The 17,670-nt window shown below is 71.4% G+C and carries 12 protein-coding genes and 1 pseudogene; 6 read left to right on the plus strand and 7 right to left on the minus strand.

Going from position 1 to position 17,670, the window contains the following annotated elements; genetic code table 11:
* Positions 1-246: 246 nt before the first annotated feature.
* The 5 genes from AB0411_RS28440 to dusB form a co-directional block, all read right to left on the minus strand.
* On the minus strand, positions 247-1,533 hold the full coding sequence (locus AB0411_RS28440; RefSeq protein ID WP_366420132.1) for a hypothetical protein: 1,287 nt from the start codon (positions 1,531-1,533) through the stop codon (positions 247-249).
* A 499-nt stretch (positions 1,534-2,032) separates the two neighbouring features.
* The gene (gene ppdK, locus AB0411_RS28445) at positions 2,033-4,726 is read right to left on the minus strand and encodes a pyruvate, phosphate dikinase (RefSeq protein WP_260639952.1); all 2,694 of its coding nucleotides are present in this window, start codon (positions 4,724-4,726) and stop codon (positions 2,033-2,035) included.
* A gap of 670 nt (positions 4,727-5,396) precedes the next feature.
* Positions 5,397-5,885: a ricin-type beta-trefoil lectin domain protein gene (locus tag AB0411_RS28450; RefSeq protein ID WP_366420133.1), complete on the minus strand. Its 489-nt coding sequence runs from the start codon at positions 5,883-5,885 to the stop codon at positions 5,397-5,399.
* 321 nt (positions 5,886-6,206) lie between these two features.
* Positions 6,207-6,839 (minus strand): MarR family winged helix-turn-helix transcriptional regulator, encoded by a 633-nt coding sequence (locus tag AB0411_RS28455; RefSeq protein ID WP_437043674.1) that lies wholly within the window; start codon positions 6,837-6,839, stop codon positions 6,207-6,209.
* Between the two features lie 265 nt (positions 6,840-7,104).
* Positions 7,105-8,253, minus strand: a complete 1,149-nt coding sequence (dusB, locus tag AB0411_RS28460) for a tRNA dihydrouridine synthase DusB (protein WP_366420135.1) — start codon at positions 8,251-8,253, stop codon at positions 7,105-7,107.
* Positions 8,254-8,402: 149 nt separating this feature from the next.
* Here dusB and AB0411_RS28465 point away from each other — a divergent pair, with 149 nt between their 5' ends.
* Positions 8,403-9,857 (plus strand): MFS transporter, encoded by a 1,455-nt coding sequence (locus AB0411_RS28465; RefSeq protein ID WP_366420136.1) that lies wholly within the window; start codon positions 8,403-8,405, stop codon positions 9,855-9,857.
* A gap of 120 nt (positions 9,858-9,977) precedes the next feature.
* On the plus strand, positions 9,978-10,559 hold the full coding sequence (locus tag AB0411_RS28470; RefSeq protein ID WP_366420137.1) for a hypothetical protein: 582 nt from the start codon (positions 9,978-9,980) through the stop codon (positions 10,557-10,559).
* Between the two features lie 45 nt (positions 10,560-10,604).
* Here the strand turns inward: AB0411_RS28470 and AB0411_RS28475 are convergent, their stop codons facing one another.
* The gene (locus AB0411_RS28475; protein WP_366420138.1) at positions 10,605-11,528 is read right to left on the minus strand and encodes a helix-turn-helix transcriptional regulator; all 924 of its coding nucleotides are present in this window, start codon (positions 11,526-11,528) and stop codon (positions 10,605-10,607) included.
* Between the two features lie 101 nt (positions 11,529-11,629).
* Between AB0411_RS28475 and AB0411_RS28480 the strand changes: the two genes are divergently transcribed.
* From AB0411_RS28480 to AB0411_RS28490, 3 genes are all read left to right on the plus strand, one after another.
* Positions 11,630-13,150, plus strand: a complete 1,521-nt coding sequence (locus tag AB0411_RS28480) for an MFS transporter (protein ID WP_366420139.1) — start codon at positions 11,630-11,632, stop codon at positions 13,148-13,150.
* 227 nt (positions 13,151-13,377) lie between these two features.
* Positions 13,378-14,382 carry an aldo/keto reductase gene (locus tag AB0411_RS28485; RefSeq protein ID WP_366420140.1) on the plus strand — a complete coding sequence of 335 codons (1,005 nt, stop codon included), beginning with the start codon at positions 13,378-13,380 and terminating at the stop codon, positions 14,380-14,382.
* 206 nt (positions 14,383-14,588) lie between these two features.
* Complete coding sequence (locus AB0411_RS28490; protein WP_366420141.1) at positions 14,589-15,170, plus strand: TetR family transcriptional regulator; 582 nt, start codon at positions 14,589-14,591, stop codon at positions 15,168-15,170.
* Between the two features lie 289 nt (positions 15,171-15,459).
* On the opposite strand, the pseudogene AB0411_RS28495 reads toward AB0411_RS28490, so the two are convergent.
* A pseudogene (locus AB0411_RS28495) lies at positions 15,460-16,344 on the minus strand (LysR family transcriptional regulator); the annotation flags it as partial.
* A gap of 150 nt (positions 16,345-16,494) precedes the next feature.
* On the opposite strand from AB0411_RS28495, the gene AB0411_RS28500 reads away from it, so the two are divergent.
* Positions 16,495-17,571: a YncE family protein gene (locus tag AB0411_RS28500; RefSeq protein WP_366420143.1), complete on the plus strand. Its 1,077-nt coding sequence runs from the start codon at positions 16,495-16,497 to the stop codon at positions 17,569-17,571.
* Positions 17,572-17,670 lie beyond the last annotated feature (99 nt).

Raw genomic sequence — 17,670 nt, forward strand, 5'->3', positions numbered from 1 at the left:
CCGCTGAAGGCCGCCTTCCCGCGCCGACCGGGGTGGCGGCAGCTCCCGAGGGGGGAGTCCGGAGAAAGCGAGGGCGGCACCTCCGCACAGGTGCCGCCCTCGTCCATCTGACCTGCGAAAAATACCGAACTGCGGAGCCTGTGGGTGCTGCGCAGCCCATGGGCGCTTCGGCGGCACACCACTCGGACCGCGTACGGAAGGGCCCGCATCCATCGCTCGGATGCGGGCCCGCTTCGGCGCCTGGGGTCAGTTGGTGCCCCGGACCCCACGCTGACGGCGCACGGCGAAGACCGCCCCGGTGCCCAGCAGCACGGCGCCGCCGCCGGCGAGGGCGAACTGCGGCACGGCGGGCGACGCACCGGTGGTGGCCAGGCTTCCGCCGGTGACGGCCGACGCCGGCTGGGCGGCGGAGGTGGAGCCGGCGGAGGTGGAGGAATCGGCCTGCGCGGCCGGCTTCGGCTTCGGGCGGTCCTTGTCCTCGATCTTGCCCGGCTTCGCCGCGTCGACCGTGCCGGGCTTGCTGCCGGCCGGCAGCACCGTGAAGTCGTAGCGCTTCATGGGTCCGTGCACGCACGGGTTGTACGCGTCGGAGGCGTCTCCGGCGAAGAGGGCGAAGCCGTCGATGGCCGGGGCCGCCGCTTCGAGCGTCATCCGCATCTTCACTTCGGTGCGGGCGCCGGGCTTCATGTCCTTGAGGCCGGCGAGGTGGGAGGGGCTGTTGGGGTCCAGGTCGTGCCAGCCGGAGCCGTCGGCCCACCGCACCTTCATGAAGTGCTGCTCCTGGTCCGTGGAGTTCAAGCGGAAGAACACCAGCGGGTCCACGTCCAGCGTGCGGTCGGTGGCGTTGGCCACCGTGAACGAGAAGTCGACCGTGGTCCCGGCGACCGCCTTCGAGGGCAGACGGTTCGCGAGGACGGTCAGGCCCGGCACGCGTACACAGTCGGCGGCAGCGGCGAGCGCGCGGTCGGCCGCGTCCTTGGCCTTGCGGGCCTCGGCCGAGGCGTTCAGGACCTTGTTCCACTCCCGCAACGCCGCAACCCGGGCGTCGTCCCACGCGTCCTGGGCCGTCTTGCGTTTGGCGTCCGCGTTCGCCTTGGCCTCGGTGGCGGTCTTGGCGCGGGCCTCAGCGACGCCGAGCGCCTCCTGGGCCTTGGCCTTCCCGGCCTCGTCCTCGGCCCCGTCCAGGGCGGCCCTGGCGTCCGTGACGGCCTTGTCGGCGGCGGTCTTGTCGGCGGCGGCGGCCGTGGCCGCCCTGTCCGCGGTGAGGAAGGCCGCCTTGAGCGGGTGGGAGTCCTTGTCCAGGGCCGTCATGGTGGCGTCGATCTTCTCGCGGCCGGCCTTCTCGGCGGCAACCGCGTCCTCGTACGCCTTCTTCGCGTCGTCGGCGGCCTTCTTCAGTTCCGCGTAGGTCGGCTTCTGCTGCGTCTGCGCCGGAGCCTTCGGGGCGGCGGAGGCAGCGCTCGCGGAGAGCAGGACCGCGGGCGCGGTCACGGCGGCGACGGCGGCGGTCGCGAGGGTACGGCGAAGGTTCACTGGAGACCTTTTCCTGGTCAAAGAGGAGGGAACCCGCCGCGTGGGCGTGGCGCTCAGGCGTGCGGGATGCCTGGGATCTTATGACCGGCATAAGGCCTGACGGCCAGGAAATTACGTGGCACATGCGCTCCCGTACCGCGCCTCCGCGGGGTAAATCGGGGCAATACCGAGCAGTTGCCCTCTTTGCCGCAGACATTTCTGTGATCTAGCCAACGGGTCCTGCCGACCGGCCTTCGCCTGGCCCCGTCCGCCCTTCGACTGCGTGGCACCGCTGAGGCGTTGCGTCACCCCGAACCGGCCGGAGCACGCCGGCCGGCCAAAGACCGAGGGCGGCACCTCCGCACAGGTGCCGCCCTCGTCGGGGTTCCGGAGCCGACAGCCGGGAGGCTGAGGGTTGGACCCGTACCGCCGGCTCCGGTGGTGGTGTCAGGCCACCGCAGGCGCGCTCGGCGCCCGCGGCGACCGGTGGGGTCGGCGGTGAGTACCGACCCCGGTGCGGTCAGCGGCTGTCGCTGCCCTTGGACTCCGCCGCCGCGCGGCCCGCCTCCAGCCGTGCGACCGGAATGCGGAACGGGGAGCAGGAGACGTAGTCCAGGCCCGCCTCGTGGAAGAAGTGGACGGACTCCGGGTCACCGCCGTGCTCGCCGCAGACACCGAGCTTGAGGTCCGGGCGGGTGGCCCGGCCGGCCGCTGCGGCGTTGCGGACCAGCGAGCCCACGCCGTCCTTGTCGATGGTCTCGAACGGGCTGACGCCGAAGATGCCCTTCTCCAGGTACGCGGTGAAGAAGCTGGCCTCGACGTCGTCGCGGCTGAAGCCCCAGACCGTCTGCGTGAGGTCGTTCGTACCGAAGGAGAAGAAGTCGGCGGACTCCGCGATCTGACCGGCCGTGAGGGCGGCGCGGGGCAGCTCGATCATCGTGCCGAGGGTGAGCTTGAGGCTGACGCCGTGGGCCTTCTCGACCTCGGCGATGACCTGCTCGGCCTCCTCGCGGACGATCTCCAGCTCCTGGACGGTGCCCACCAGCGGAATCATGATCTCCGCGCGCGGGTCGCCCTTGGCGTTCTTGCGCTCGGCCGCGGCCTCGGCGATCGCCCGTACCTGCATGGCGAACAGACCGGGGATGACCAGGCCCAGGCGCACGCCGCGCAGACCCAGCATCGGGTTCTGCTCGTGCAGCTTGTGCACGGCCTGGAGCAGGCGCAGGTCGTTCTCGTTGGCGTCCTTGCGGGCCTCGGCGAGCGCGACCCGGACCGACAGCTCGGTGATGTCGGGCAGGAACTCGTGCAGCGGCGGGTCCAGCAGCCGCACCGTCACCGGCAGTCCGTCCATCGACTCGAACAGCTCGATGAAGTCGGCCTTCTGGAGCGGCAGCAGCTGGCTGAGCGCGGCGTCCCGGTCGCTCTCGGTGTCGGCCAGGATGAGGCGCTCGACCATCTCGCGGCGCTCACCGAGGAACATGTGCTCGGTGCGGCACAGACCGATGCCCTGGGCGCCGAACCGGCGGGCGCGGGCGGCGTCCTCGGCGTTGTCGGCGTTGGCCCGCACGCGCAGCCGGCGCACCCGGTCCGCGTACGCCATGATCCGGTGGACGGCCTTGACCAGCTCGTCGGCGTCCTCGGCGCCGGCGTGCATCCGGCCCTCGAAGTACTCCACGACCGGGGACGGCACGACCGGCACCTCACCGGCGTAGACCTTGCCGGTGGAGCCGTCGATGGAGACGACGTCGCCCTCTTCGATGACGGTGCCGTCGCTGGTCGTCAGCCGGCGGGACTTGGTGTCGACCTCCAGCTCCTCGGCGCCGCAGACACAGGTCTTGCCCATGCCCCGGGCGACGACGGCGGCGTGCGAGGTCTTGCCGCCGCGGGAGGTGAGGATGCCCTCGGCGGCGATCATGCCGTTGAGGTCGTCGGGGTTGGTCTCGCGGCGGATCAGGATGACCTTCTCGCCGGAACGCGACCACTTGACCGCGGTGTAGGAGTCGAAGACGGCCTTGCCGACCGCCGCGCCCGGGGAGGCGGCGATGCCGCGGCCGATCGTCTCGGACTTCGCACCGAGGTCGAAGCGGGGGAACATCAGCTGCGCCAGCTGCGCGCCGTTGACCCGCTGGAGGGCCTCGGCCTCGTCGATCAGGCCCTGGTCGACGAGCTGGGTGGCGATCCGGAAGGCGGCACCGGCGGTGCGCTTGCCGACCCGGGTCTGCAGCATCCACAGCTTGCCGCGCTCGATGGTGAACTCGATGTCGCACAGGTCCTTGTAGTGCGTTTCGAGCGTCTCCATGATCTGCATCAGCTCGTCGTACGACGCCTTGTCGATGTTCTCGAGGTCGGCGAGCGGCACGGTGTTGCGGATACCGGCGACGACGTCCTCGCCCTGCGCGTTCTGCAGGTAGTCGCCGTAGACGCCCTGGTGGCCGCTGGCGGGGTCGCGGGTGAAGGCGACGCCGGTGCCGGAGTCCGGGCCGAGGTTGCCGAAGACCATGGAGCAGACGTTGACCGCGGTGCCGAGGTCGCCGGGGATGCGCTCCTGACGGCGGTAGAGCTTGGCGCGGTCGGTGTTCCACGAGTCGAAGACCGCGCGCACGGCGAGGTCCATCTGCTCGCGCGGCTCCTGCGGGAAGTCGCGGCCGGTCTCCTTGGACACGATGTCCTTGAAGTGCGCGACCAGGCTCTTGAGGTCGGCGGCGTCGAGGTCGATGTCGACGCGGACGCCCTTGGCCTGCTTGGCCTCCTCCAGTGCCTCCTCGAAGAGCTCGCCGTCGACGCCCAGCACGGTCTTGCCGAACATCTGGATGAGGCGGCGGTAGGAGTCCCACGCGAAGCGCTCGTCGCCGGCCTGCGCGGCGAGGCCGGAAACCGACGCATCGGAGAGGCCGATGTTGAGGACCGTGTCCATCATGCCGGGCATGGAGAACTTCGCCCCGGAACGGACCGATACGAGCAGCGGATCGTCGGCCTGGCCGAGCTTCTTGCCCATCTGCTGCTCAAGGGCGTCCAGGTGCTCGGAGACCTCGGCACGCAGTGCCGCGGGCTCGGTGCCGCTGTCGAGGTAGACCTTGCAGGCTTCGGTGGTGATCGTGAAGCCGGGAGGGACGGGAAGTCCCAGGTTGGTCATCTCGGCGAGGTTCGCACCCTTGCCGCCGAGGAGGTCCTTGAGCTCCTTGTTGCCCTCGGTGAAGTCGTAGACGAACTTCACGGACGAAGGCTGGGTTACGTGGGGATCTTGCGTTTCCGGCACGGCACTGACTCCTCGCCGACGGGCTGCCCTGACGGCGAGGAACATACCCAGATCGAAGGCGTATGGGTACGTCCACTTGGTCGACATACCCGTGTAACCAGTCGTCCGCCACCAGATCGAAAGTGATCATGCATTTGGCGGTCACTTCATTACCTGAATGCATCATTGCGCTGCGCATCCGAGGATGGCTCGTATGCTACTCAGCGCAACGAAATGCATCATGAGTCAAACGCACTAGCGGTGGCACCCGGTGCCACCATTGGAGACATGGAACCCCGCACTCACCGCTCATCTGAGCGCACCCCCTATCAGGGGTGGCGAGAATCACGCGCTCATGTGTGACCAGGTCCCATCATTTGGACCCTCGTCGCCAGCTCGCTCCACCCCCTGATCAAGGAACGCGTCGACCGGAACGCGCACCCTTTCCCGCACGGCCGGCAGATCCACCCGCAATCCGGCCACCCGCGGCTCCCGGTGGAACCGCACCTCCGTGTCGGGATCAGGCCATAGTTCCCGGGTGCCGGAAGCCCGGCACACCCGCCACGCCGCAAGAGCCCGCCGCGGACACGGAAAGGCGCCCGGCCGGGGGTGTCCCGGCCGGGCGCCTTCTTCCTGGGGAGCGGAGCGCCTAGTTGTAGTCGGCCGTCCACCACTTGCGGCTGGTGCGATGGCCCGGGGTGCAGACCACGTTGCCCTTCGCCGTCACCTTCAGGAAGCAGCGGGCCACGGGGTTCCCGTAGGGAGTCTTGTCCCCGTCATGCATCGAGCCGACGCTCCACGACAGCGACCACTTCCGCCCGTCGGCGTTGCACGCCTTCGTGTAGACGTAGCCGCCGGTCGGCTTCCGGGTCGTCAGGCACGGGCCCCAGGTGGAACTGGAGGCCGTCGAGATGATCTGCTCGCCGGGGTTGGGCGCCCAGTTCTGCTTCGGGTCGCTGGTGCGGCACTTCACTGCCGTGACGCGCGTGTCGAAGCCGTTGAACTTGAGGCACTTCTTCGTCGCCACGTTCTTGATGTTGAACCCCGGCACCGGCGCGGCGGTGGCCGAGGTCGCGGTGACAGCCGTCATCCCGACCGCCGCGACACCGGCGATCAGCAGGCTGGCCCTGCGCTTCATATGTCCCCCTGAATCACGTGGTTCGTCGGTCCCCCGAGCTGGTCGGCCTCGAGGAACGGTCGTGCCGGGGGCGCCGGAAGCGGTCGCCGTGCGGACGCACACGCTGCGCCGACGGCTCCCCCGAGACGCAACGATGGTATCCACGGCGCCGGGAAATTGATCAAGAAACGAATCAGCCAACCCGGGGCTTGAGACCGGTGGCGGCTCGGGCGGGGACATGGGTGACGGCACAGGTGGTGACGCCCGCAGCGGGGCGCGAGGGCAGGTGCCCGGCCCCCTCTCCCGGCCACTCTCCCCTCCGCTTGCCGTCCTCCCCTCCCCCTACACCCCGTCTGCCCCTTGCGCCCCCCTCACTTCCTGTCCCTCGCGCCCCGTCGACTCCGGGGTCTTGGCGCGTCGGCCGCTGCGGCGTGGGCGGGGGTCCTGGCCGTCCAGCAGTTCCAGGCGGCGGTCCTCGCCGCGGGTCTCGACCTGCACCACGATCCGGCGCAGCAGGTCCGCGAGGTCCAGTGCCTCGTCGTCGCTCAATCCCTGGGTGACGAAGACCTCTTCGGCGTTGAACTCCGGGAAGACCCGGTCCATCAGCCGCTCGCCCTCGGGGGTGAGCGCGAGCAGGGCGAGCCGCCCGTCGTTCGGGGGGACCTTGCGCTCCACGAGGCCGCGGGCCTGGAGGGTGCGGGCGACGCCGGTGAGCGTGCCCTTGGAGATGCCGGCCTCCTCGGCGACCCGGCGGGTCTCCATCTCGCCCCCGATCCACACCACCCAGAGCACCACGAAGGAGGTCCAGGTCAGCTCGGCACCGCGCAGCACGGAGTTCTCGAAGTGCTGCCGTACGGCGGCCGCGGCGCGGTAGATGTTCGCGACCGCGGCCATCTGCTCGTGGCGGACCGGGGTGTCGCCGAGCTTGGCCCGGACGGCCTTCTCGGTGTCGTCGGTGGAACGGTGCCCGCTCACCACGGCGTCTCCCTCAGCGTCGTCCGCGATCCCGCCCGACGCGCGCCGGAGCACGGTCAGGGCCGTGCGGGCTGTCGGCGGGCTGCCGCGGCCCCGCTCCCGCGTCCCGTATCCGGGAGACGTTCCGGTACGCGCGCAGCCCCGTAAGGACTCAAACGGTATCGAGCGCCGGCCGGTCCGCCCCCGCTCGTCGCACCGACACGCCGACAGACCGCCCGCTGCGCCCACGGGAGCCGGGCTCGCGCTCGGTCTCCCGTCCGCCGCCTCAGCCGCCCGACGTGTCCAGCTCCGCGTCCGCGTCCACGCCCGCGCAGTCGTAGGGGTCGTCGAGCCAGCCGTCCGGCAGGACGACGCGGTTGCGGCCGGAGGTGCGGCCGCGGGGGCCGTCCGCGCCCGTCGGCCACGGCTGGTCGAGATCCAGCTCCGACAGCAGCGCGTCCAGCTCGTCGAGGGACGAGGTCACCGCGAGACTGCGGCGCATCTCGGAGCCGATGGAGAAGCCCTTGGTGTACCAGGCGACGTGCTTACGGAAGTCGATCACGCCGCGGGCCTCGTCGCCGATCCACTCGCCGAGCAGCGTGGCGTGCCGCAGCATCACCGCGGCGACCTCCTTGAGCGTGGGCCGGGCGTACCCCTCGGAGGGGTCGCCGCCGGTACCCGTGCCCTCGAAGGCGGCGACCAGGTCGCCGAACAGCCACGGCCGCCCCAGGCAGCCGCGCCCCACGACCACCCCGTCACAGCCGGTCTCGCGCATCATCCGCTTCGCGTCGTCGGCCGACCAGATGTCGCCGTTGCCGAGCACCGGGATCTCCGGGACGTGCTCCTTGAGGCGGGCGATGGCGTCCCAGTCGGCGGTGCCGCCGTAGTGCTGGGCCGCGGTCCGGCCGTGCAGGGCGATCGCCGTGATGCCCTCCTCCGCGGCGATCCGTCCGGCGTCCAGGAAGGTGATGTGGTCGTCGTCGATGCCCTTGCGCATCTTCATGGTCACCGGCAGCGACCCGGCGTTCGCCACCGCCTCGCGCAGGATCGAGCGCAGCAGGTTCCGCTTGTACGGCAGCGCCGAGCCGCCGCCCTTGCGGGTCACCTTCGGGACCGGGCAGCCGAAGTTCAGGTCGATGTGGTCGGCGAGGTCCTCTTCCGCGATCATGCGGGCGGCCTTGCCGACGGTGTCCGGGTCGACGCCGTAGAGCTGGATCGAGCGCGGCTTCTCGGTCTCGTCGAAGTGGATCAGCTGCATGGTCTTCTCATTGCGCTCGACCAGCGCCCGTGTCGTGATCATCTCGCTGACGAACAGGCCCTTGCCGCCGCTGAACTCCCGGCACAGCGTCCGGAACGGGGCATTGGTGATCCCGGCCATGGGCGCGAGGACCACGGGCGGCTGCACCGCGTGCGGACCGATCTGCAGCAGAGTCATGACGGCAATACCTTCGGCTTTCTTCGGCGTCCTTCGACCGGGCGGGCGCGGCGCTCACGGGCGGCCGGCCGCTGCGGTCTCCCATTGTCCCGCACCGCGCGAGTGGCCCCGCCAGGGCCGGAGGCACGGGATCGTTGTAGCGTTCAACCATGCCTGAGCTCAGCCGTCGACGGCGTCTCCTGGTGCTGGCGATCTGCTGCATGAGCCTGCTGATCGTCAGCCTCGACAACACCATCCTCAACGTCGCCCTGCCGTCCATCCAGCACGAGCTGCACGCCTCGGTCTCCGGCATGCAGTGGACGATCGACGCCTACACCCTGGTCTTGGCGTCGCTGCTGATGCTGGCCGGCTCCACCGCCGACCGGCTCGGCCGGCGACGGATCTTCCTGGTCGGCCTGGTGGTCTTCGCCGTCGGCTCGCTGCTGTGCAGCCTGGCTCCCGGCCTGGAGTGGCTGGTGGTCTTCCGGATGGTGCAGGCGGTCGGCGGCTCGATGCTCAACCCCGTCGCCATGTCGATCATCACCAACACCTTCACCGAACCGCGCGAGCGGGCCCGGGCGATCGGGGTGTGGGGCGGCGTCGTCGGCATCAGCATGGCGGCCGGGCCGGTGATCGGCGGGCTGCTGGTGCAGAGCGTCGGCTGGCGCTCGATCTTCTGGATCAACGTGCCGATCGGCGCGCTCGCGTTCTTCCTGACCCTGCGCTACGTCCCGGAGTCCCGCGCCCCCCGGCCGCGCCGCGTCGACCCGGTCGGCCAGCTGCTGGTGATCGCGCTGCTCGGCTCGCTGACGTACGCGATCATCGAGGCCCCGGACGCCGGCTGGACGTCCCCCGAAATCCTGACGTTCGTGCTGGTCGCGCTGGCGTCCTTGGCCACGCTGGTCGTCTACGAGCGGCGCCGCCCGGAACCCCTCATCGACCTGCGGTTCTTCCACAGCGCGCCGTTCAGCGGGGCCACCATCGTGGCGGTGTGCGCCTTTGCCGCGCTCGCCGGCTTCCTCTTCATCAACACGCTGTATCTGCAGAACATCCGTGGCCTGTCCGCTTTGGCCGCCGGTCTCTACATGCTCCCCATGGCCGGGATGACGCTGGTCTTCGCACCGGTCTCCGGGCGGCTGGTCGGCAACCGGGGACCCCGGCTGCCACTGCTCCTCGCCGGGACGGCAATGGGGGCGAGCGGGCTGCTCTTCGCGGCGTTCGACGCCCAGGCGACGAACCCGTTGCTGTTCACCGGCTATGTCCTGTTCGGCATCGGGTTCGGCCTGGTCAATGCGCCGATCACCAACACCGCGGTGTCCGGGATGCCCCGCACCCAGGCCGGGGTGGCCGCCGCGGTGGCCTCCACCAGCCGGCAGGTCGGGCAGTCGCTGGGCGTCGCGGTGATCGGCGCCGTATTGGCGGGCGGGGCACACGCCGCCGCCGGCGCGAGCGCCTTCGTCGCGGCCGCCCGCCCGGCGTGGTGGATCATCGCCGGCTGCGGCGCGGCCGTTCTGCTGCTCGGCGCCCTGACGACCGGCCCGTGGGCGAAGGCGACGGCCGCCCGTACGGCGGCGCTGTTCGACGACGAGCCCCAGGGGCGGCGGGCGGCGGACGCGCGGTCGTAGGGGGCGGGCGGTTGCGCCTCCTACGAGCGTGCACGGCCCGCCCGGTCCCCGGCACGCCCGTCTTGCGGCAGCTTGATCGAAGACCGCCCCGGAGCGAGCTCCGGCTGGCAGGATCACACCATGGCGACATCTCCCACCGTCACCTGCATACGGGTGGCCGAAGTCCTCACCGGCCTCGGCATGATCACCCGGGAGACCGCGCACAGCGTCGTGGACCGCTTCGGCGACCTCGCACACGGCGCACTGACACTGCGGCACCACGTCGCGAGCGCCCTCGAGGCCTTCGGCGTGGCCGTCAGCATCCACGCCGATGACGTCGACTTCGCCGATTCGCACTACGCCTGGCTCCTGGAAGAAGCCGCGGCCCTCACCGGAGGGAAGGTCACCGTCGGCAACTTCCGCTTCGACAAGGAGGACGAGGACGACGCGGAGGCCGGCCGCGGAACGCTGTACTTCGACCGCAACGGCAAGCAACTCTCGTTCCTCATCGAGCAGGAGTCGAACGACTACCTCGACATGGGCGCGGCGCGGGCCGCCATCGAAGCACTCGGCCCCGACGACGATCCCCGGTCCTTCCGCTGCGTCGACAGCAGCCGCGAGAACCCCTTCGGCGGCAACGACGACATCATGGTCCTGGCCACGGCCGAGCAGCGCGAGGGGCTCCACCGGCACCTCGGCCTCACGTTCTGCGAACCCTGGTGAGGCGGGCGCCGGCCGGAGCACGGCCGCCGGGACCGGGCTCCGCCCTCACACCGTGACGAGCCCCGCCGTCTCCGCCGCCAGGCGATCCAGCCGCTCGCGGGTCTGCTCGTCCACGGGCGTGTAGGAGATCAGCTTGGGGCCGGGGTTGGGCCCCGTCCACAGGCTCGTGGAGGACAGTTGCAGCACACCCACCCGGGGGTGCCGGAAGAGTTTGACGGCGCTCATCGGGCGGATCACCTCATGCTGCGCCCAGATCTCCCGGAACTCCGGCGACGCCTCCGTCAGCCGCGCGACCAGCGCCTTCCAGGCAGGCTCCGCGACATGCTCGGCCATCGACGCCCGGAACTTGGCGGCCATCACCCGCATCGTGGCGTCCAGGTCGACGACGCTCGCCCGCCACTCGGGGTGGGTGAACGCCAGCCACATGCAGTTGCGGTCCTCTTCGGGCAGCGCATCGAGGTCGCACATCAGGCGGCCGTAGGTGGCGTTGTAGGCGAGGATGTCGAAGCGGCTGTTCTGGAGGACGGCGGGGAACGGCTCCAACTGGCACATCATCTGCCGCAGTTCGCGCGTGACGCCCCCGCACTCTTTGCCCGGCGCCGGGTCGATCGCCCCGGCCAGCGCGAACAGATGGCTGCGCTCGGCGCGGTCGAGCAGCAGCGCACGCGCGACCGCGTCCAGGACCTGCGGCGATACGTGGATGTCCCGGGCCTGTTCGAGCCAGGTGTACCAGGTGACCCCGACCGCTCCCAGGTGCGCGACCTCCTCCCGGCGCAGACCGGGGGTGCGACGGCGGGTGCCCCGCGGCAGCCCGACCTGCTCCGGGGTGATCCGTTCCCGCCGGCTGCGCAGGAAGGCGGCGAGTTCGGCCCGGCGCACGGCGTCGTCGCCCGGGGCGGTGCCGCGTCGCGGGGCGGCGGCGCCACCGGGGCCTGTGGCAGTCTGCGTCGGAGGCGTGTCCACGGTCATGCCTCCAGCGTGCCGCAGGTCGGACCCGGTTGCCAGGTAGCGCCAGTACCAGGATAAAAACACTCTGGTACCAGCTTGGGCGGTCGACGATCGTCGAGTCCGTGAGCGATACCCGAGCACAGACGACCACCGCGGAAGCCACGGCCGCGCCCCTTGAAACCCAGGCGCCCCTCCCGGGGGCCGCCACGTCGAAGGCACCGGCGGCAACCGGCCCCGCCGCCCCGCAACGGGACCCGGCCACGACCGTGCTGACCCCGCTCGGCCTGCTGACCGTGCTGCTGGGCGCGGCCCTCCCGATGATCGACTTCTTTATCGTCAACGTCGCACTGCCGACCATCGACCACGACCTGCACGCGGGGCCCGCGATGCTGGAGATGGTGGTGGCCGGTTACGGGGTCGCCTACGCCATGCTGCTGGTGCTCGGCGGCCGGCTCGGCGACATGATCGGCCGCCGCCGGCTGTTCCTGTGGGGTCTGGCCGCCTTCGGCGTCACCTCGCTGGCCTGCGGTCTTGCGCCGGACGCCGGGACGCTGGTGGCCGCCCGGGTCGCCCAGGGCGCCGCGGCCGCGCTGCTGCTGCCGCAGGTGCTGGCCACCATCCAGGCCACGACCACCGGCAAGCGGCGCGCCAAGGCGGTCAGCCTGTACGGCGGCACCGCCGGGGTCGCCAGCGCCGTCGGGCAGGTTCTCGGCGGTCTGCTGGTCTCCGTCGACCTGGCGGGCACCGGCTGGCGCGCGGTCTTCCTGGTGAACGTCCCGATCTCCGCCGCGGCCTGGCTGCTGGCCGCCCGTACGGTCCCCGAGACCCGCTCCCCGCACCCGAGCCGGGTCGACGGCACCGGGACCGTGCTGCTCGCCGCCACGCTGATCACCCTGCTGCTGCCGCTGACCGAGGGCCGGGCGGCCGGCTGGCCGGTGTGGTCGTGGGTCCTGCTGGCCGTCTTCCCGTTCGCCGCCGCCGCGTTCTTCCTCGTCGAGCACCGGGCCGAACGCGCGGGCCGCACCCCGCTCGTCCCGCCCTCGCTGCTGCGCATCCCCTCCGTGAACAGCGGACTCACCATGATCATCCCGTTCACGCTGGGCTTCGGCGGCTTCATGTTCGTGGTCGCCGTCGCGCTCCAGAACGGCCTGCACTACGGCCCGTTCGCCGCCGGGCTGTCCCTGGCGCCGCTGTGCGTCACCTTCTTCTTCGCCTCGCTCGCGGGTCCGCGGCTGGTGCTGCGGTTCGGGCGGCGGGTGGTGGTCGCCGGTTCGCTGATCCAGGGCGTCGGCCTGATCACCCTGGCGTTGACCGTGCACACGGGCTGGCCCGGGATATCGGTGGCCGGGCTCGCGTCGAGCATGGCGATCCTGGGCCTCGGGCAGGGCATGGTGCTGCCGGTGCTGATGCGCATCGTGCTGAGCGAACTGCCGGTCGCGCAGGCGGGCGTGGGCGGCGGCGTCATGGTCACCACCCAGCAGTCCGGCCTAGCCCTGGGCGTGGCCACCCTCGGCACCCTCTTCCTCGGGCTGCTGCCGTCCCTCGGCATCCGCGACGCGATGCTCGCCGCCCTGCTGACGCAACTGGCGATCGTCGCGGGCACCACGATGCTGGCACTGCGGCTGCCACGGCGCGTGCGCTGACCCGCCCCTGCTTTCGGCGGCCTTCGACGGCCTTCGCCGGGCCTTCCCGGCTGGACCGACCTGGGCTGACCTGGGCTGACCTGCGAGGGGGCAGGCGGGGCGAGAGGACAGGCGCCGGGGCGCACACGGCATGACGGCTGACAGATATTGAAATCTGTCAGCCGTCATGCCATAGTGAAGCCACGGCAGCCGTACCTTCCCCCTCTCCCGTTCTTGAGGAGCACGCAGTGCAGACCCGCACCCTGGGCACCAGCGGCCCGCAGACCTCCGCCCTCGGCCTCGGCTGCATGGGCATGTCCGCCCTCTACGGCGACACCGACCGCGGCGAATCCATCGCCACCGTCCACGCCGCCCTCGAAGCGGGCATCACCCTGCTCGACACCGGCGACTTCTACGGCATGGGCCACAACGAACTGCTGATCAACGAGGCCCTGCGCACCGCCCCCGCGGCGGCCCGCGAAAAGGCGCAGCTCAGCGTCAAGTTCGGCGCCCTGCGCACCGTCGAAGGAGGCTTCACCGGCTATGACGGCCGGCCGAATGCGGTGAAGAACTTCGCCGCCTACTCCCTCCAGCGCCTCGGCGCCGACCACATCGACATCTACCGGATCGCCCGGGTCGATCCCGACGTCCCGATCGAGGAAACCGTCGGCGCCCTCGCCGAACTCGTCGAGGCCGGGCACGTCCGGCACATCGGCCTCTCCGAGGTCGGCGCGGAGACCCTGCGCCGGGCCGCCGCCGTCGCCCCGATCTCCGACCTCCAGATCGAGTACTCCCTCATCTCCCGCGGCATCGAGGAAGCGATCCTGCCGACCGCCCGCGAGCTGGGCATCGGCGTCACCGCCTACGGCGTCCTGTCCCGCGGCCTGATCAGCGGCCACTTCAGCCGCGACCGCAAGCTCGCCGCCAACGACTTCCGCGGCAGGAGCCCGCGCTTCCAGGGCGAGAACCTCGACCGCAATCTCGACCTGGTGGACGCGCTGCGCAAGATCGCCGAGCAGAAGGGCGTCTCGGTCGCGCAGACCGCCATCGCCTGGGTGCTCTCCCGCGGCGAGGACATCGTCCCGCTCGTCGGTGCCCGCCGCCGCGATCGGCTGACCGAGGCCCTCGGCGCCCTGGACGTCGTCCTCGACGCCGACGATCTGGCCGCCGTCGAACGCGCCGTCCCGGCCGATGCCGCCGCCGGCGACCGTTACCCCTCCGACCAGATGGCCCACCTGGACAGCGAACGCTGACCGTGAGGGCCGCGTGACCACCGGAGCGGGTACGGGGCACGGCCAGGTACCGTCCGTACGTACCCGGTGCACGGATCCGTACGCAGCCGGCGCACGGTTCCGGTGTACGGGGGCCCGTACGCCCGGGGAACCGGCACCGCCCGGGTGCCACCCGGAGCCGCTCGCGGCCCCGCCCGCCCCGCTCTCCCGAAAGGCCGACCCGCCCCATGCCGCCCGAGACGTTGACCCCAGAGCGCATCCTCGAGGCCACCGAGGAGGTGCTGCGCCGCTACGGCCCGGCCAAGGCCACGGTCGTGGATGTGGCGCGCGCCCTGGGCGTCAGCCATGGCAGCGTCTACCGCCACTTCCGTACGAAGGCGGCCCTGCGGGAGGCGGTCACGGAACGCTGGCTGAACCGTACGAGCAAGGAGCTCTCGGTCATCGTCTCGGCGGAAGGACCCGCTCCGGAGCGTCTGGACCGCTGGCTGACCGCGCTCTTCGAGGCCAAGCGGCACAAGGCCGGCGACGACCCCGAACTCTTCGCCACCTATATGACGTTGATCGGGGAGAGCGGCGGCGTGGTCGACCGGCACGTCAGCGATCTCGAAGCCCAGCTCACCACCATCATCGAAGCCGGCGTCGGCCAGGGCGCGTTCCACACCCCCTCCCCCGCCACCACCGCCCGCGCCGTCTTCGACGCCACCGGCCGCTTCCACGACCCGTGCTACGCCCCCGAGTGGTCCCGCCCCGAGATCACCGCCGACTTCGAGGCCGTCCGCGACCTGGTGCTACGGGGCCTGCGCGGCTGAAGCACCCCGGCGGTGCGCGCTCCCGTGCGCACTCCCGTGCACGCCCCTCGCCCCTCGCCCCTCGCCCCTCGCCCCTCGCCCCTCGCCCCTCGCCCCTCGCCCCTCGCCCCTACGACGATGCGCCCTCTTGAGAGCTGTCGCCTCCCCGAGAGCTGTCGCCTCCCCGAGAGCCGTCGACCTCCTGAGAGCCGTCGACCTCCGGGGAGCCGATGTCTTCCAGGGAACCGTCACCCTCCCAAGAACCGCCGTTCTCCGGGGAGCCGCCGTCCGTCGTCCTACCCGTCCCCGACGGGTCCAGGACCGCGGCCGCCAGGCGGTCACGGAACCAACGGTGCCCCGGGTCGGCCGAGTTGCGGGGGTGCCAGGCCATCCCGAGGTCGAGGGGGGCCAGGTCGAGGGGGACGGGGAAGGTCCGCAGGCCGAGTGCGGAGAGGGTGTCGGGGAGCCAGTCGGCCAGGGTGAGCGCCACGAGGTCGGTGTTCCGGGCGAGCAGCATCGCACTCGTATGGCTGGGGACGACGACCGCGACGCGGCGCCGCAGCCCGCGTTCCGCGAGTGCGCTGTCGATGGGCCCGAGGCGTTTGCCGAGGCGGGAGACGCCGATGTGATCGGCCGCGGCGAAACGGCGGGCATCGATCCGCCCGTCGAAGAGGGGGTGATCGCTGCGGGCGACTCCGACCATCGTCATCCGGGTGAGCGGGCGGGTCCGGATCTCCGGGTCCAGGTGCCCCAGGACGCCCAGTTCGATGTCCACCCAGCCCTGCCGCAGCGCCGGGCCGCCCTCCAGCGCCTCCGGCAGGAAGACCACATCCACCTGCGGAGCCTCCCTGTGGATCCGCTCGGTCAAGGTCCCGGCCAGCTCCACCAGGAGCAGGTCGGCGGCCTGCACGGTGAACGTGCGCTGCAGATGCACGGCATCGAAACCCGCTCCGGGCCGCAGGACGTTGTCGCAACCGCGCAGCAACGCGCCCACCTCGTCCCGGAGTTCCAGGGCGCGCGGGGTCGGGACCATGCCCTGGCCCGCGCGGACCAGCAGAGGGTCGCCGACGGCACGGCGGAGCCGGGCCAGGGTGCGGCTGACTGCCGCGGGTGACGTGCCGAGTCGCTCCGCGGCGCGGGTCACGCTGTTCTCCTGCAGCAGGGCGTCCAGGGCACGCAACAGGTTGAGATCCATCATCGATCAGCGCTCCTGATCTGCACTTTTACGCCTGAGTCAACTATTGAGTGCTCATCTTTGCATTGCTCCGCAACCCGCTCCTGCCGAGAGTGGAGATGTCCGCGGAGACCCGTGCGACATCCGTTCACCCCGCTGAAGGAGCCCGCTGTGCAGCAGTCCCCCCGCAACGGCCGAGAAGGCGATGTGCTGGCCGTGGTCAGTCAGAGCGGCCCGACCGTCTCGTTCTTCGACGCCGCCACCGACCGGCACCTCGGCACGGTGGAAGTCCCCGCCGAGCCGCACGAGTTGTGCTTCGACCCGACGCAGCGACTGCTGTGGTGCACCACGAGCTACCACTCGGGCTACTACCACGCGAACAGCGGCCGGCGTACCGAGCTGACCGCCATCGATCCCGACACCCGCCGCGTCGTCGAGGTCGTCGACCTCGCACCGGAACACGGGCCGCACGGGCTGGCGTTGGACGCCACGCGTGGCCGCCTCTACGTCAGCGTGGAGGGCTCCGCTGACCGGCCCGGCGGCGTCGTGGTGATCGACACGGCGACCCGTCGCCCCCTGGGCAGGATCGACACCGACGCGCCCGGCCCCCACTGGTTCGCCATCGACCCGGCGGGAAGGACGGGTTACGCCACCAACAAGGAGGCCCCGTTCGTGTCGGTCGTCGACCTCGAACGGGGAGTCCTCACCGCGAAGGCCGAAGTGCCGGGCAGTGAGGGGCTCGCCGTCTCCGCCGACGGCACGCACGCCTTCGTCGCCTCGCCCTACCTCGGTTCCTTCCTGGCCGCCGCCGAGGAACGCCCCACCGCCACCGGGCAGCGGCCCGCCCCCGGGATCCGGGTCATCGACGCCCGGACGGCATCCGTCGTCGACACCCTGCCCACGGACCACATCGTCCTGCCGGTGCACCTGACATCGACGGGGAAGCTGCTCGCGGGCGAAGTGCGCACGGCACCCGACCCGGCGTCCCGGCTCGGTCGCCAGGAGCCGGGCCGCCTCACGGTGTTCTCCGCCGACACCCGCAAGCACCTGGGCACGGTCGAGGTGGGCCACTTCCCGCTGACCCTCGCCTCGTCGCCCGACGGCCGGATCGCCTATGTGTCCTGTGTCGCCTCGTCCACCGTCGACATCGTCGACCTGGAGGCGCTGCAGACGCTGGCCCGGCTGGACATCGCCAAGCTCGGCGAGCCGGGCGCTCACGGCCTCGCCTACGTCCCCCGCCCCGCCTGACCCCCTGCGCGCCGCGCGCCGCGCCGGCAGCCGCAGGCCCCTCGAAGCTCTCCCCGCACTTCGAGGCTTCGCCCGCCACACCCCCACGAAGGGAAACCT

Source organism: Streptomyces angustmyceticus, from assembly GCF_040701845.1.
Taxonomy (GTDB): Bacteria; Actinomycetota; Actinomycetes; order Streptomycetales; family Streptomycetaceae; genus Streptomyces; species Streptomyces angustmyceticus_A.